Origin of the sequence: Streptomyces nojiriensis (genome assembly GCF_017639205.1) — a bacterium.
GTDB classification, from domain to species: domain Bacteria; phylum Actinomycetota; class Actinomycetes; order Streptomycetales; family Streptomycetaceae; genus Streptomyces; species Streptomyces nojiriensis.
Genome location: NZ_CP071139.1, coordinates 3,240,450 through 3,254,324, shown reverse-complemented (window position 1 = coordinate 3,254,324; position 13,875 = coordinate 3,240,450). Strand labels below are relative to the sequence as shown.

The 13,875-nt window shown below is 71.6% G+C and carries 14 protein-coding genes; 7 read left to right on the top strand and 7 right to left on the bottom strand.

From position 1 onward, the window contains the following. Positions 1–23 precede the first annotated feature (23 nt). Positions 24–197 carry a peptidoglycan-binding domain-containing protein gene (locus tag JYK04_RS15170; protein ID WP_189736671.1) on the bottom strand — a complete coding sequence of 58 codons (174 nt, stop codon included), beginning with the start codon at positions 195–197 and terminating at the stop codon, positions 24–26. Between the two features lie 40 nt (positions 198–237). Between JYK04_RS15170 and JYK04_RS15165 the strand changes: the two genes are divergently transcribed. Beyond that, on the top strand, positions 238–981 hold the full coding sequence (locus tag JYK04_RS15165) for a hypothetical protein (protein ID WP_189736669.1): 744 nt from the start codon (positions 238–240) through the stop codon (positions 979–981). Between the two features lie 134 nt (positions 982–1,115). Continuing rightward, entirely contained in the window at positions 1,116–3,185 is a 2,070-nt protein-coding gene (locus JYK04_RS15160; protein WP_189736667.1) for an MFS transporter, read from the top strand. Between the two features lie 28 nt (positions 3,186–3,213). Here the strand turns inward: JYK04_RS15160 and JYK04_RS15155 are convergent, their stop codons facing one another. Continuing rightward, entirely contained in the window at positions 3,214–3,726 is a 513-nt protein-coding gene (locus JYK04_RS15155; RefSeq protein ID WP_189736666.1) for a GNAT family N-acetyltransferase, read from the bottom strand. Between the two features lie 107 nt (positions 3,727–3,833). Between JYK04_RS15155 and JYK04_RS15150 the strand changes: the two genes are divergently transcribed. Beyond that, a complete protein-coding gene (locus JYK04_RS15150) occupies positions 3,834–4,229 on the top strand; it encodes a nuclear transport factor 2 family protein (protein ID WP_189736664.1) in 396 nt (131 codons plus the stop codon). A 109-nt stretch (positions 4,230–4,338) separates the two neighbouring features. On the opposite strand, the gene JYK04_RS15145 is transcribed toward JYK04_RS15150, so the two are convergent. Together JYK04_RS15145 and JYK04_RS15140 are read right to left on the bottom strand one after the other, a co-directional pair. Beyond that, complete coding sequence (locus tag JYK04_RS15145; protein ID WP_189736661.1) at positions 4,339–4,683, bottom strand: antibiotic biosynthesis monooxygenase family protein; 345 nt, start codon at positions 4,681–4,683, stop codon at positions 4,339–4,341. Positions 4,684–4,823: 140 nt separating this feature from the next. Beyond that, positions 4,824–5,030 carry an antitoxin gene (locus JYK04_RS15140; protein WP_189736660.1) on the bottom strand — a complete coding sequence of 69 codons (207 nt, stop codon included), beginning with the start codon at positions 5,028–5,030 and terminating at the stop codon, positions 4,824–4,826. A gap of 254 nt (positions 5,031–5,284) precedes the next feature. Here JYK04_RS15140 and JYK04_RS15135 point away from each other — a divergent pair, with 254 nt between their 5' ends. Together JYK04_RS15135 and JYK04_RS15130 are read left to right on the top strand one after the other, a co-directional pair. Further along, entirely contained in the window at positions 5,285–7,333 is a 2,049-nt protein-coding gene (locus tag JYK04_RS15135) for a bifunctional glycosyltransferase 87/phosphatase PAP2 family protein (RefSeq protein WP_189736658.1), read from the top strand. A 285-nt stretch (positions 7,334–7,618) separates the two neighbouring features. Further along, the gene (locus JYK04_RS15130) at positions 7,619–8,572 is read left to right on the top strand and encodes an IS481 family transposase (RefSeq protein WP_189748766.1); all 954 of its coding nucleotides are present in this window, start codon (positions 7,619–7,621) and stop codon (positions 8,570–8,572) included. Between the two features lie 59 nt (positions 8,573–8,631). On the opposite strand, the gene JYK04_RS15125 is transcribed toward JYK04_RS15130, so the two are convergent. After that, entirely contained in the window at positions 8,632–9,573 is a 942-nt protein-coding gene (locus JYK04_RS15125) for a GlxA family transcriptional regulator (protein WP_189748640.1), read from the bottom strand. Between the two features lie 107 nt (positions 9,574–9,680). Between JYK04_RS15125 and JYK04_RS15120 the strand changes: the two genes are divergently transcribed. Next, entirely contained in the window at positions 9,681–10,226 is a 546-nt protein-coding gene (locus JYK04_RS15120) for a PaaI family thioesterase (protein ID WP_189748643.1), read from the top strand. A gap of 436 nt (positions 10,227–10,662) precedes the next feature. Here the strand turns inward: JYK04_RS15120 and JYK04_RS15115 are convergent, their stop codons facing one another. Continuing rightward, positions 10,663–11,907 carry a cytochrome P450 gene (locus JYK04_RS15115; RefSeq protein ID WP_189748645.1) on the bottom strand — a complete coding sequence of 415 codons (1,245 nt, stop codon included), beginning with the start codon at positions 11,905–11,907 and terminating at the stop codon, positions 10,663–10,665. 242 nt (positions 11,908–12,149) lie between these two features. Between JYK04_RS15115 and JYK04_RS15110 the strand changes: the two genes are divergently transcribed. Continuing rightward, positions 12,150–13,319, top strand: coding sequence for a steroid 3-ketoacyl-CoA thiolase (locus JYK04_RS15110; protein WP_189748648.1), 1,170 nt, complete (start codon positions 12,150–12,152; stop codon positions 13,317–13,319). A gap of 116 nt (positions 13,320–13,435) precedes the next feature. Here the strand turns inward: JYK04_RS15110 and JYK04_RS15105 are convergent, their stop codons facing one another. Next, positions 13,436–13,840 (bottom strand): lysozyme family protein, encoded by a 405-nt coding sequence (locus tag JYK04_RS15105; RefSeq protein ID WP_483030229.1) that lies wholly within the window; start codon positions 13,838–13,840, stop codon positions 13,436–13,438. Positions 13,841–13,875 lie beyond the last annotated feature (35 nt).

The following is a 13,875-nucleotide window of genomic DNA, read 5'->3' as shown; positions in this document are numbered from 1 at the left end:
CGCCACCAGCGGACATGTGACGCTCATCCCTCCAGGGCCTTGCGGGTCACCGGCCCGTAGAAGCCCCACTCCTGATCGTCGATGCCCCTGTCGTACTGGAACTCCGACACGGCGTCCTCCAGCCGCCCGTCGAACCGGCCGTTGATCCTGCCCCGGTACAGGCCCTGCGCCGCCAGCAGCCGCTGGAGCTTCTCCACCTCCGAACCCGAATCCCCGTGCCGCAGGGTCGGGGCCTGCGTGGGCGGCGGGCTGGAGGAGCGGCTCACGCTCGGGGACGGGCTGGGGGACGGGGGCGCCGATGTGCGGGACGCGCTCGGCGACGGGGACGGCGACGCCGACTTCGAGGCGCTCGGCGACGGGGAGGCGGAGGGCGACGGGCTGCCCTTGCTCGGGGACGGGCTCGCGGAGGGTGCGGCCGGGGCGGCGCTCGTCACCGGCGCCGACACCTTCGCGTCCAGCAGCACGGCCTCGTTGTTCTCGGTGGAACCAGGGAGCGCCCACACCGCCACGGCCGTCCCGCTGAGGGCGACCGCCGCCGCGGCGCCGATCAGCAGCGCGAGCGGCTTGCGGGCGGCCGCGCCGGTCCGCTTCTCCGGGCCCCCGCCCCCACCCCCACCCCCTCCCCCTCCGCTGCCGTACGTGTGGCCCGCTGCCGGGATGGTCCGGAGCTGGACCGTCTCGGCCGGGTGCGATGCGTGCGCAGGCCCGCCAGGCCCCGCTGGCCACGGACCGTCCTGCGGCGGCACGGGTATCCCGTACGCCGGCGTGTCGTCCGACACCGGCGCCGGCGTCGGCGCGGGTACGGGCACGGGCGCGGGCTCCGGGGACACCACCCCGGACACCGGCTGCGGGGAGACCGGGGTGTCCGGCCCGCCGGGGTCGGGCAACGTCACGTACGGGCGGATGCGCAAGGGGTTGAAACCCACACCCGGCACGCACCCGCAGCCGGCGCCGGCGGCACCGCATTCTGGACAGTGCTGACGGCTCACTGGACTCCCTCCCTGGTTATTGCCTGCGATTATGCAGACCCGCGGGGGCCCTCCCAACCGCCCGAGAGGCCATAACCGGACACACCGCTCAGGATGGAGATGTTGATCCGGCCTGAGGAGGTATCGATGGCTCAGGATGTGACCGCGCAGGGCCCGGGCCCCGTTTTCGACCCGGACAAGACCGGTCCCGCCACCGAGCACGCCTCCCGCGACGTCCTCGTCTCCATCGGAGCCCTGCTGCTGGGCCTGCTGATCGCCGCACTCGACCAGACCATCGTCTCCACCGCGCTGCCGACCATCGTCAGCGACCTCGGCGGCATGGCGCACCTGTCCTGGGTCGTCACCGCCTACATACTCGCCTCCACCGCCGCCACCCCCCTGTGGGGCAAGCTCGGCGACCAGTACGGACGCAAGAGGCTCTTCCAGTACGCCATCGTCCTCTTCCTCATCGGCTCGGCCCTGTGCGGGATCGCCCAGGACATGCCCCAGCTCATCGGCTTCCGCGCCCTGCAGGGCCTGGGCGGCGGCGGACTGATCGTGCTGTCGATGGCGATCGTCGGCGACATCGTCCCGCCGCGCGAACGCGGCAAGTACCAGGGCCTCTTCGGCGCCGTCTTCGGCGCGACCAGCGTGCTGGGCCCGCTGCTGGGCGGCCTGTTCGTGGACAACCTGTCATGGCGCTGGGTCTTCTACATCAACCTCCCGATCGGTCTCGTCGCGCTCGTCGTCATCGCCGCCGTCCTGCACATCCCGGCGCGGTCCTCGCAGCACACCATCGACTACCTCGGCACCTTCCTCATCGCCTGCGTCGCCACCTGCCTCGTGCTCGTCGCCTCCCTCGGCGGCACCTGGGGCTGGAGCTCGGCCCGGATCATCGGCGTCGCCGTCCTCGGCGCCGTACTGCTCGCGTGCTTCCTCCTCGTGGAGCGCAAGGCCGCCGAACCCGTCCTGCCGCTGGGTCTCTTCCGCATCCGCACCTTCACCCTCTGCTCGGCGATCAGCTTCGTCATCGGCTTCGCGATGTTCGGCGCGATGGTCTACCTGCCGACCTTCCTCCAGATCGTCCAAGGCGTCTCACCGACCATGTCCGGCGTCCACATGCTGCCGATGGTGATCGGCATGCTGATCACCTCCACCGTCTCCGGCCAGATCGTCAGCCGTACCGGGCGCTGGAAGGTCTTCCCGATCGCGGGCACGGGGGTGACCGCGATCGGGCTGCTCCTCCTGCACCAGTTGCACCGCACCAGCTCCACCTGGGAAATGAGCGTCTACTTCTTCGTCTTCGGTGCCGGACTCGGCCTGGTCATGCAGGTGCTCGTCCTGGTGGTGCAGAACGCGGTCAGCTATGCCGACCTCGGCGTCGCCACCTCCGGTGCCACCTTCTTCCGTTCCATCGGCGCCTCCTTCGGCGTCGCCATCTTCGGCACGGTCTTCACCAACCAGCTGGACGACAAGCTGGCCGCCTCCCTCGCGGGCGTCACGCTGCCGGCCGGTGCGAGCGTCGCCCAGCTGGAGGCGGACCCGCGGGCCATCGGCGCACTGCCCGCCGAGCTCCAACCGCAGGTGCTCGACGCCTACGCGACCGCCATCACCGACGTGTTCCTCTACGCGGTGCCGATCGTCCTGATCGCCTTCGTGATCGCCTGGTTCCTGAAGGAGGACAAGCTCCGCGGCTCGGTCACCGCCCCCGACGTGACGGAGACCCTGGCCTCCAACCCGGTCCAGCGCTCCTCCCACGACGAGGTCGCCCGTGCCCTGTCGGTCCTCGGCACCCGTGAGGGCCGCCGCCACGTCTACGAGAAGATCACCGAGAAGGCGGGCTACGACCTGCTGCCCGCCTCCAGCTGGCTGCTGCTGCGGATCAAGAGATACGGCTCCGCGGAGCCCGCACTGCTCGCCGAGCGCGTCAATGTGCCGCTGAAGGTCGTCACGGACGCCGCCCGCCAGATCGAGGAGCGCGGGCTCGCCGTCCGGGACGGGCTGCCGCTGGTGCTGACCGACGAGGGGCGTGCGTGCGCCGCGAAGCTCGCCGAGGCCCGGGAGGAGTCCCTCGCCGAGCTGCTCGGCGACTGGTGGGGCCCGGACCGCCCGACGGACCTGGTGAAGCTGGTACGGCAGATCAACATGGAGCTGTGCGGTTCCGACGCCGAGGAGCCCTACGAGGCCTTGCCGCGCCGGGACCACGCCGCCCACTAGCGGCGGCCGCCGTGTCCCGGGCCCGGGTTCAGACCAGACGCTTCTCGAACCAGTGCTGTGCGTACGGGCCGGAGTTGTAGGCGGGTATTTCCGCGTACCCGTGCCGTGCGTACAACGCCCGGGCCTCCACGAGGTCCGACCGGGTGTCCAGCCGGACCCGCTCGGCGCCGAGCGCACGGCCCTGCGCCTCCAGGACCTTCAGCAGGGCCGCCCCGCCGCCGGTGCCGCGGGCGCGCCGGTCGACGTACACCCTGGTGAGCTCGGCGGTCCGGGGGTCGAGCAGCCGTATCCCGCCGCACGCCAGGGGCTCGCCGTCCAGTCTGCCGACGACGAACTGTCCCGTCGGCGGGGTCAGCCCGTCGTCCGGGAAGTCCAGCAGCCCTTGGTCGATCTCGGCCTCGGTGACCTGCCGTTCCCAGTAGCGGCCGGCGACCTCGGCGTAGTACGCGCGGCGCAGGGCGGTGGCGTCCCGGGTGGTGAACGGTTCGGGGGCCACGGTCCACGACCGGGTGGACGTGCGGTGTTCGCTGTGAGTGGTCATGGCGTCATTGTGGAGTTCGAGGCGGATCTCCCGCGTGGAATATCCACAAGGCCGGGCCGATGATAGGAAAAAGGACATTCCCTGCGTACCCGGAGGGTGGGAACGCCATGTCAGAGCATCCCGACTGTGCCCTGGTCCGCCGCGGCTACGAGGCCTTCGGCAACGGCGACATGGAGACGATGAGCACGTTGCTGACGGCCGATGCCATCCACCACGTGCCGGGCAGCAACCCCCTGTCCGGGCACCACAAGGGGCGGGAGAACGTCCTCGACCTCTACCGCCGCCTCGGCGAGGAGACGAAGGGCACCTTCCAGGTGGATCTGGAATCGGTGCTGGCGGACGGGCGCGGGCACGTGATGAGCTTCCACACGGTGCGTGCCGACCGCGGTGACCGCGGCATCGAGATCCGCCAGGGGCTCTTCTTCACGATCATCGGCCACAAGATCACCGACATCGACCAGTGCACCGCGGACATCGACGAGGAAGACGTCTTCTGGAGCTGAGGCTCCTCCGTCCGCCCGTCCGCCCGTCCGCCCGTCCGCCCGTCCGTGCGCCGCGCCGCGGGCCCGGGTCGGGGTCGCCCCCCGACCCGGGCCCGCGGCGCGCATCGCGTCAGGCCTGCTTCGGCGCCGCCTGCTGCACGACCTCGAACGACCACACCGTCGAGGCGGAAGCCGCCGGCTTCGGCCGCTCGCCGCCGCCCTCGCCACCACCCTGGCCGCCGCCCTGGTGAGCGGCCTTCATCGGGCCCTCCATCCACGCCTGGAAATCCTGCTCCGAACGCCAGCGCGTGTAGACCAGGTACTGGTCCGTGCCCTCCACGGGGCGCAGCAGCTCGAACCACTCGAACCCGTCCGAGCTCTCGACCGTCCCGGCCCGGGAGGCGAAGCGCTGCTCCAGGGTCTCCCGCTGCTCTGCGGGAACCGTCAGTACGTTGATCTTTACGACGCTAGGCACAGGACACCTCTCATGGAACACGGACCGGGCCGTCCGCCCGGCCTTGACGATATGCGTGCAGTTTCCTACATCCGCCCCTCCGGAAGGCCGCAGGGACCGCACCGTGGTGCGGTCCCTGCGCTCGTCACACATCTCACGTCTCAGGTCTGAGGCGGCCGGCCCTCCCCGGACGCGGGCGGCTCCTTGCCGCCGATCTGTTCGTTGAGCTTCTGCTGCGCCGTGTCGACCTGGCTCTGGTACTTGTTCCCGGTCTTCGCGTCGAAGGCGTCTCCGGCCTTCTCGACGCCTTGGCGGGCCTGGTCAGGGTGTCCCTTGATGAGGTCCTTGAGCTTGTCAAGCATGGACATGAGCCATCCTCTCCACGGAATGCCTGTCCACCTCAGCTTCGCCACGAAGTCCGGTGTCCGCACCCGGAGAGCCCGTGACCCCCGGTCCGGCCGGTCAAGGAGAGGGCCTCGCAGGTGGGCACGCGTGTCGGTCCCCGCGATGCCCGCGAGGGCCCTCCAAGGCATCCCGTGGGAGATATCGTCGTCCGGGTAATGGAGCGCGGCAGCCAGGCGAAGTCAGGGTTGCGGTCAACAGGGCGGGAGGCCGGCGAGGCGTGGCTAACGCGGCAGAGCACAGCGGTGCGAACGGACATGCCGGAGTCATAGGCGATCACGGCAGGCTCGGGGCGGCCCGCCTCCTCCTGTGGGCACTGGCCGGCGCGCTCGCCGTCAGACAGGCCGCCGCCGTACTGCGGGTGCCACCGGCCGAGTGGCTGAGCGGCTTCCACCTCCCCGGCAGCCTGCCCGGATCGGTCTACGACACCGGCCGGTTCTCCGACACCCCCTTCGCCGGGCTGGTCCTCAAGCCGCTGGTCGGTCTCGCCGCCCCGTCGCTGGAAGTCGCCTGGACCTGCATGACGCTGCTGTGCGTCGCCGCCATCGGGCTCGTCGCCGCCCGCGGCCTGCCCGACCCGGTGCCGCGGCGCACCGCGCTGCTCGCCGCGCCCGTGCTCACGGCCCTGATGATGGTCTCGCTCCCCGTCCGCGAGGCCGCCTCACCCGGCCGGACCGCCATCCTGCCCGTGCTGCTGGTGCTCATCGCCGTGTTCCGCGTGCCCGGCGACCGGCCCGCCGGTTTCCTCGTCGGCCTCGCCGCCGCGCTCCAGCCCGCACTGCTGCTGTTCGCCCCGCTGCTGTGGCTGACCGGACGCCGACCCACCGCGCGCACCGCCGCCGTGACCTTCGCCGGAGCCACCGCGCTGTCCTGGGCGGCCATGCCGCGCGACTCCTGGACGTACTGGGTCCAGCACCTGGCCGGTACCGGCCTCGGCGGAACCCCCGACGGCCTCGCCAACCAGTCCGTGCACGGCGCGCTGCTGCGCCTGGGCCTGACCGGACCCGCCGAGATCCTGCTCTACGCCGCCCTCGCGGCCGCCGTCGTCTGGGCCGGCCTGCGCCGCGCGGTCCGCTACGCCCGGGACGGCCAGCTGCTGCTCGCCGTCGCCGTCACCGGCTGCGTGGCCGTCGCCGTGTCCCCGACCGGCTGGCGCCACCAGCTGCTGTGGGTGCTCCTCGCCGTCGCCGGCAAGGTGGGCAAGCGGGCCGCCGACCGGCCCGTGTGGCCGGTGGCCGTGGTCCTCGCCATGACCCTGCCGAGCACGATGCTGCTGCCGAACCTGGCCGCACTGGCCCCCGTACGCGACAACGTGCTGCTGCTCACCGCCGTGGCCGCGGCCTGCGCCGTACCGTTCCTGCCGCGCTCGTCGGCGTACTGGCGCGAGCCCGTCCCCACCGACTACGGGCGGCCCGCGGCGGCCCGCTGGGCGCGCGTGCCGCTGATGCCGTTCTGGCGGCGCGTGCTCTCCCGCCCGAACCTGCTGCTCGAACTCCTGCTGATACGCGTGGGCTACTCGCTCTACTCGCACATCCGGGCCGCCGCGCCCACCAGCCGCAGCCTCGCCGAGGGCAACGGCAGCCAGATCCACGGGATCGAACGCGCGCTGGGCATCGACATCGAACACGCCGTGAACCACGCCGTGGTGAACACGCCCTGGCTGGAGGCGTTCTTCAACTTCTACTACACCTCCTTCCACTTCGTGGTCCCGCTGACGATCCTGGGGGTCCTGTACTGGCGGCGCCCCGGCGACTACCGGTGGGCGCGGGCCTCGCTGGGGCTGGCCACGGTGCTGGCCCTCATAGGCTTCTGGCTCTACCCGCTCGCGCCGCCGCGCCTGATGCCCGGCCTCGGCTTCATCGACACCGTGCACGGGCCGCAGGACCTCGCCAACCCCTCGTACGGGGCCATGACCGCGATCTCCAACCAGTACGCGGCGATGCCCTCGCTGCACTTCGGCTGGTCGCTGTGGTGCGGGATCGTGATCGTGGTGCTGGCGCCGAAGGGCTGGCAGAAGCTGCTCGGGGCGCTCCACCCGCTGATCACGGTGTGCGCCATCGTGGCCACCGCCAACCACTGGGTGCTGGACGCCGTGGGCGGGGCCGTCGTCGTGTCCGCCGGCTTCGGGCTCGTGTACGTGCTGTCCGGGCCGCGGGGCCTGCACGTCAGCCTCCCGGCGCAACAGCGCACGGACGGCGCGGAACGGGCGGCGCCCGCCGCGCCCGGGACGACCGCCGCCGCCGAGCCCGTCGCGGGGTCGCGCTCCTAGGCCGTGTCCGCAAAGTAGCGCCGGCCGCCCGGAGGGCGGGCCCCGCGGCGTCTGGTGCCGTGCATCGCAAGGCGGAGGGTCGCCCGTGTACTGGACGTACTCGGGCGGCCCGACAACGCGGCGAGGTGCGGTGCCAGGCGTCGCGGGGCAGGCGGGACTTTGCGGACACGGCCTAGGTGTGTTGTCCCGGGACGTTGGTGACACGCGTGCTGGGTACTTGAAATGGGTGAGGGCCTCCGGGTTCGGTGTGGATTGCGACATCTGCACCGATCCGAGGAGGCCCTCGTGCCCCACCGTAACGCCCCGCTGACCGAGACCGGGCGACTGCGCCTGGCCCGCTGTGTCGTGGACGACGGCTGGCCGCTGCGGCGGGCAGCGGAACGTTTCCAGGTCAGCCACACCACCGCCGCCCGCTGGGCCACCCGCTACCGGCAGCTGGGCATCGCCGGAATGAGTGACCGCTCCAGCCGACCGCACCACCAGCCGCGCCGAACACCGGCCGAGGTGGAAGACCAGGTACTGCGTCTGCGGCGTGAACACCGGATCGGGCCGCTACGGCTCGCCGCGCGCTGCGGCATCACACCCTCGACCGCCCACCGCATCCTGATCCGTCACGGCCAGCCACCACTGGCCGCACTCGACCGGGCCACCGGCGAACCCATCCGCCGCTACGAACGCGCCCGCCCCGGCGAACTCGTCCACATCGACGTCAAGAAACTCGGCCGGATCCCCGACGGCGGCGGCCACAAGACCCTCGGCAGAGCCGAAGGACGCCGCAACAAGACCGGTACCGGCTGGGCCTACCTACACACCGCGCTCGACGACCACACCCGCCTCGCCTACACAGAAGACCTGCCCGACGAGACCGCCCCCACCTGCGCCGCGTTCCTGCAGCGGGCGACCGCCTGGTTCGCCTCCCTGGGCATCACCGTCGAGCGGGTCCTGACCGACAACGCCTGGGCCTACAGCAAGAACACCTGGCGCGATACTTGTCGTGACCTGGGGATCAGCCCCAGGCGGACTCGGCCCTGGCGTCCACAGACCAACGGCAAGGTCGAACGCTTCCACCGCACCCTGCTCGACGAATGGGCCTACCGGCAGCCCTACACCTCAGACCACGAGCGCATGGAAGCGTTTACCGACTGGCTGCACTGGTACAACTACCACCGACCCCACACCGGCATCGCAGGCCAAACACCCGCCAGCCGCGGCACCAACCTGTCCGAACAACACACCTAGGCCGTCTGTTTCGCCGCTGGGGCGCGCCTCCGGGCCGCGCCCCAGGGAACGTGTCCGCGTCAGCGCCCGTCGCGATGCCTGCGCAGCAGCGTGCGCAGCGGTCCCGGGCTCTCGTACCCGACCCGCCGGGCGACCGCCGCCAGCGGCAGGTCCGTGGTGCGGAGCAGGTGCTCGGCCTGCTCCACCCGCAGGTCCTGTACCAGCCCGACGGGCGTGCGGCCGAGCGTACGGGCGACCGCGCGCTGGAGGGTGCGCTCGCTCACGCCGAGCTCCCGGGCCGCGTCCGCGATCGGTGCCGGCTCCGCGAGCCGGGTCCGCGCCCACTGCTCGAAGGCGGCGACGAGCGGGTCGTGGCGGGCCAGTGCGCTGGGGATGGCGTACGCGGCCTGTGAGGCGCGGTCGTCGACGACGAGGTAGTGCCGGACGAGATCCGCGAGGGCGGGGCTGCGCGTACCGACGATCGACAGGGCCAGGTCGAGATGGCCGAACGCGGCGCCCGCCGTGGTGACGCCGCCGGAGCTGACGACCATACGGGTCTCGTCGAGCGTGACCCGGCGGTAGCGGTCCCGGAAGAAGGGGGCCAGCCACCAGCTGGTCGTCGCCCGCTGTCCGTCCAGCACCCCGGCCTCGGCGAGCAGGAACGTTCCGGTGCAGGAGGTGGCGAGCGGGGTGCCGCGTTCGCGTGCCTCGGCCAGGACCCGGCGGGCTGGGCGGTGCGCGGCCGACGCGACGGCCTCGACGAGGGCGTCCGGGCGGCGCTCCATCAGCGCGGGCACCACCAGGAGGTCCGCGTCCTCGGCGACGGCGGCCGGTTCGGTGTCGATGCGGTGGCCGAGCCCGGTGCGGACCCGGCGCCGCACGCCGACCGTACGGATGTCGAAGGCGGGCGGCGGGGCTCCGGCCACCCGGCCGCGCAGCACGTCGGCCGTGTGCAGCACGTCCAGGACGGCGGAGATGCCCGAGTCGAAGACCCCGTCGAGGGCCAGTACGGCGACTTTCACGGCTCCACCGTAGCGGCGACCGGCCCCGTACGGGCTGTCGGAATCCGTACGCAAGCTGCCGGATCCGACACTCCCGATGTGGCCGGGCCGTGCCTAGGGTCGTTGCCATGACCACGTATGAGACCAGCGCCCCCGAGACCGGCCTCCCCGGGACCGGCGCCCCGCTCCGCAGCCGTACGCACACCTGGCAGCCGCGTCCGGAGATGACCCCGGAGATCCTCGGCATGAGCGGACTGGAGATCCTCCGGGCGAGCCTCAGGGGCGAGCTGCCCGGCGCGTCGATGATGAGCACCCTGGGCTTCCGGCTCACCGGGGCGGCCGAGGGTGTCGCCGTCTTCGAGGGGGATCCGGGCGACCACCTGCTCAACCCCATGGGGACGGTGCACGGCGGCTTCCTGGCCACCTTGCTCGACTCGGCGCTCGGCTCGTCCGTGATGACGTTGCTCCCGGCCGGCACCGCCTACACCACGGTGCAGCTCGGGGTGCACATGATCCGGCCGGTCATGGCGGACACCCCGACCCTGCGCTGCGAGGGCACCGCGCTGCACGTGGGGCGGACCACCGCCACCGCCGAGGCGCGGGTCACGGGCACGCACGACGGGAAGCTCTACGCGCACGCGACCACGACGTGCGCGATCCTGCGCATGGGCTGACCCGGGTCGGGCCGGCCCGATCCGGGTCAGCCCGGGTCGGCCTGGCCCGGATCGGGTCAGGCCGAAGGGGCGCCGGGGCGCATGTCGCCCCGGCGCCCCTTCGGCTGGATCGCCGCTGCTTGCCAGGATCACTCCGTTCGGGCCGGACCGCCACTCGAACGGGTGCGGCGCCGTTGCGGGGGCGCTGCCCCCGAGCCCCCGCGCCTCAAACGCCGGCGGGGCTGGAAGACCCGGGGGGCTCCGCCCCCGGACCCCGCGCCTCAATCGCCGACGGGGCTGGAGGGGAGGGGGCGAGGTTGGAAGACCCGGGGGGCTCCGCCCCGGACCCCGCGCTTCAATCGCCGGCGGGGCTGGAAGGGGGGAGGGGGACGCGGGGCTGGAGGGGCTGGAAGATCGGGGCTCCGCCCCGGATTCAGGGCCTCGAACGACGGCGGGGCTATGGGTGGGTGACGCGGAGTTCCTTGATGCCGTTGAGCCAGGCCGCGCGGAGGCGGCGTGGGGGTTCGGACGTCAGGTGGAGGTCCGGGAGGGTGTCGGCCAGGGCGTTGAAGATCAGGTCGATCTCCATCACCGCCAGCGACTTGCCGAGGCAGAAGTGCGGGCCGCCGCCGCCGAAGCCCAGGTGGGGGTTGGGGTCGCGGGTGATGTCGAAGACGTCCGGGTTCGTGAAGACCTCGGGGTCGTGGTTGGCGGAGGAGTAGAACATCCCCACCCGGTCGCCCGCCTTGATCTTCGCGCCGCCCAGTTCGGTGTCCTGGGTGGCGGTGCGCTGGAAGGACACCACCGGGGTGGCCCAGCGGACGATCTCCTCGGCGGCCGTCGACGGCCGGGTCGCCTTGTACAGCTCCCACTGCTCGGGGTGGGTGAGGAAGGCGTGCATGCCGTGGCTGATGGCGTTGCGCGTGGTCTCGTTGCCCGCGACCGCCAGCAGCAGCACGAAGAAGCCGAACTCGTCCGAGCCGAGGTTGCCCTGGCCCTCGGCCGCCACCAGCTGGGTGACGATGTCCTTGGCCGGACATTCCTTGCGCTGGGCGGAGAGGTTCATCGCGTAGCCGATGAGCTCCATCGCCGCGTTGGAGCCGACCTCCTCGGTGATCGCGTACTCCGGGTCGTCGTAGGCGATCATCTTGTTCGACCAGTCGAAGATCTTGGTGCGGTCCTTCTGCGGTACGCCGATCAGTTCGGCGATGGCCTGCAGCGGGAGCTCGCACGCCACCTGCGTGACGAAGTCGAAGCTGCCGTCGGCCGCCGTCGCCGCGGCCTCCTCGACGATCTTCCGGGCGCGGTCCCGCAGGGCCTCCTCCAGGCCGCGGATGGCCCGGGGGGTGAAGCCGCGCTGCACGATCTGGCGCACGCGCGTGTGTTCCGGCGGGTCCATGTTCAGCATGATCAGGCGCTGGGCATCTATCGCAGCACGCTGGATGTGCTCGTTGAAGCGGATGATCGCGGTGTTGGTCGTCGAGGAGAACAGTTCCGGGTGCGTGGAGACGTACTTGACGTCCGCGTGCCGGGTCACGGCCCAATAGCCCTCGTCGTCGAAGCCGGTGACGCCCCGCCGCTGCGGGCACCACCACACGGGCGCGGTCTGCCGCAGCTGCGCGAACTCCGGGAAGGGGACGCGGCTCTGCAGCAGGTCTGGGTCGGTGGCGTCGAAGCCTTCGGGCAGTGCGGGGCAGGACATCGGGCAACTCCAAAGTCTGACGGACCATCAGAAGTTGGCTTGAAGGTAGTAACGAGTTCTAGAAGTGACAAGGGTCCTGGCGCCAACTGTTGCGTGTGGAATCCGTGCAGGCCGCGTGCAAGACCCTTGCGTGCCGGGGCCTCAGGTCATAAGACTGCGGGGAGAACTAGAACGCGTACTAGTTCGGGGCGGGGCGCCGGGACGGCCCGCCGTGCTGACGCAGTGCAGGAGAGGACGAGCTCATGGCCGCGGAACCCGTCATTGTCGAAGCCGTACGCACCCCGATCGGTAAGCGCGGGGGCGCTCTCGCCAACCTCCATCCCGCCTACCTGCTCGGTGAGACCTACCGCGAACTGCTGGCCCGTACCGGAATCCAGCCCGACTGCGTCGAGCAGATCGTCGGCGGAACCGTCACGCACGCCGGCGAGCAGTCGATGAACCCCGCCCGCAACGCCTGGCTCGCCATGGGACTCCCGTACGAGACCGCCGCGACGACGGTGGACTGCCAGTGCGGCAGCTCGCAGCAGGCCAACCACATGGTCGCCAACATGATCTCCGGCGGGGTCATGGACATCGGCATCGCCTGCGGCGTCGAGGCCATGAGCCGCGTGCCGCTCGGCTCCGGATCCAAGCACGGCCCGGGCAAGCCCTTCCCGGACGAGTGGAACGTCGACCTCCCGAACCAGTTCGAGGCCGCCGAGCGGATCGCCCGCCACCGGGGCCTGTCCCGCGAGGACGTCGACCGGCTCGGGCTCCGCTCGCAGGAGCGGGCCGCGGCCGCATGGGCCGAGGAGCGGTTCAAGCGCGAGACCTTCGCCGTGCAGGTGCCGACGACCGAGGAGGAACAGGCCGCCGGACAGGGCATGTGGCGCCTGGTCGACCGGGACGAGGGGCTGCGGGACACGAGCATGGAGGCGCTGGCCCGGCTCAAGCCGGTCATGCCCACCGCCGTGCACACCGCCGGGAACTCCTCGCAGATATCCGACGGAGCCGCCGCCGTCATGTGGGCCTCGCGCAAGATGGCCCGCGCCCTCAAGCTCAAGCCGCGCGCCCGGATCGTCGCCCAGACGCTCGTCGGCGCCGACCCGCACTACCACCTGGACGGGCCGATCGACGCGACGCGGGCCGTGCTCGGCAAGGCCGGGATGTCGCTGCGGGACATCGACCTCGTCGAGATCAACGAGGCCTTCGCCTCCGTGGTCCTGTCCTGGGCGCAGGTCTTCGACCAGGACCTGGAGAAGGTCAACGTCAACGGCGGGGGCATCGCGCTCGGCCACCCCGTCGGCGCGACCGGCGCCCGGCTGATCACCACCGCGCTGCACGAGCTGGAGCGCCGTGACAAGGAGTTCGCGCTGATCACCATGTGCGCGGGGGGCGCGCTGGCGACCGGCACGATCATCCAGCGCCTGTGAGGCGCCGCTGAGACCCGTGGGATGGGATGCAGAAGGCCCCGGAGGCCGGACCTGGGGAGGCCGGCCACCGGGGCCTTCGTATGTCTGCTTTTCGCTGTGCTGCCCGCTGGGGCGGCTTAGTACCAGTGGTTGGCGGACCAGAAGTTCCAGGCGCCGACCGGGCTGCCGTAGCGGTCGTTCATGTAGTCCAGGCCCCACTTGATCTGGGTGGCCGGGTTGGTCTTCCAGTCCGCACCCGCGGAGGCCATCTTCGAGGCCGGCAGGGCCTGGGCCAGGCCGTAGGCACCGGAAGAGGCGTTGGTCGCGGTGTAGTCCCAGCCGCTCTCGTGGGAGATGATCTTGTCGAAGGCGGCGAACTGGGCCGGGTCCTTGATCATCTGCTGCGCGATCGCCTTGGCGCTCACCGGGGCCGCCTGGGCGGGAACGGTGGCGAGCATGGAGCCGGCGACGCCCAGGGCGACGACGGAGCCCGCGAGGGCCTTCTTGGAGGTGGCGATGCGGCGGATGATGGCGTTGGACACGGATTGACCTTCCGACGGGGACAAGGGCGGTCGCA

What these genes read in the sequence shown, in the direction of transcription:
- JYK04_RS15115 (WP_189748645.1), bottom strand. Translation starts at nt 11,907, where the DNA reads ATGTCCTGCCCCGCACTGCCCGAAGGCTTCGACGCCACCGACCCAGAC.
- JYK04_RS15120 (WP_189748643.1), top strand. Translation starts at nt 9,681, where the DNA reads ATGACCACGTATGAGACCAGCGCCCCCGAGACCGGCCTCCCCGGGACC.
- JYK04_RS15155 (WP_189736666.1), bottom strand. Translation starts at nt 3,726, where the DNA reads ATGACCACTCACAGCGAACACCGCACGTCCACCCGGTCGTGGACCGTG.
- JYK04_RS15150 (WP_189736664.1), top strand. Translation starts at nt 3,834, where the DNA reads ATGTCAGAGCATCCCGACTGTGCCCTGGTCCGCCGCGGCTACGAGGCC.
- JYK04_RS15160 (WP_189736667.1), top strand. Translation starts at nt 1,116, where the DNA reads ATGGCTCAGGATGTGACCGCGCAGGGCCCGGGCCCCGTTTTCGACCCG.
- JYK04_RS15110 (WP_189748648.1), top strand. Translation starts at nt 12,150, where the DNA reads ATGGCCGCGGAACCCGTCATTGTCGAAGCCGTACGCACCCCGATCGGT.
- JYK04_RS15140 (WP_189736660.1), bottom strand. Translation starts at nt 5,030, where the DNA reads ATGTCCATGCTTGACAAGCTCAAGGACCTCATCAAGGGACACCCTGAC.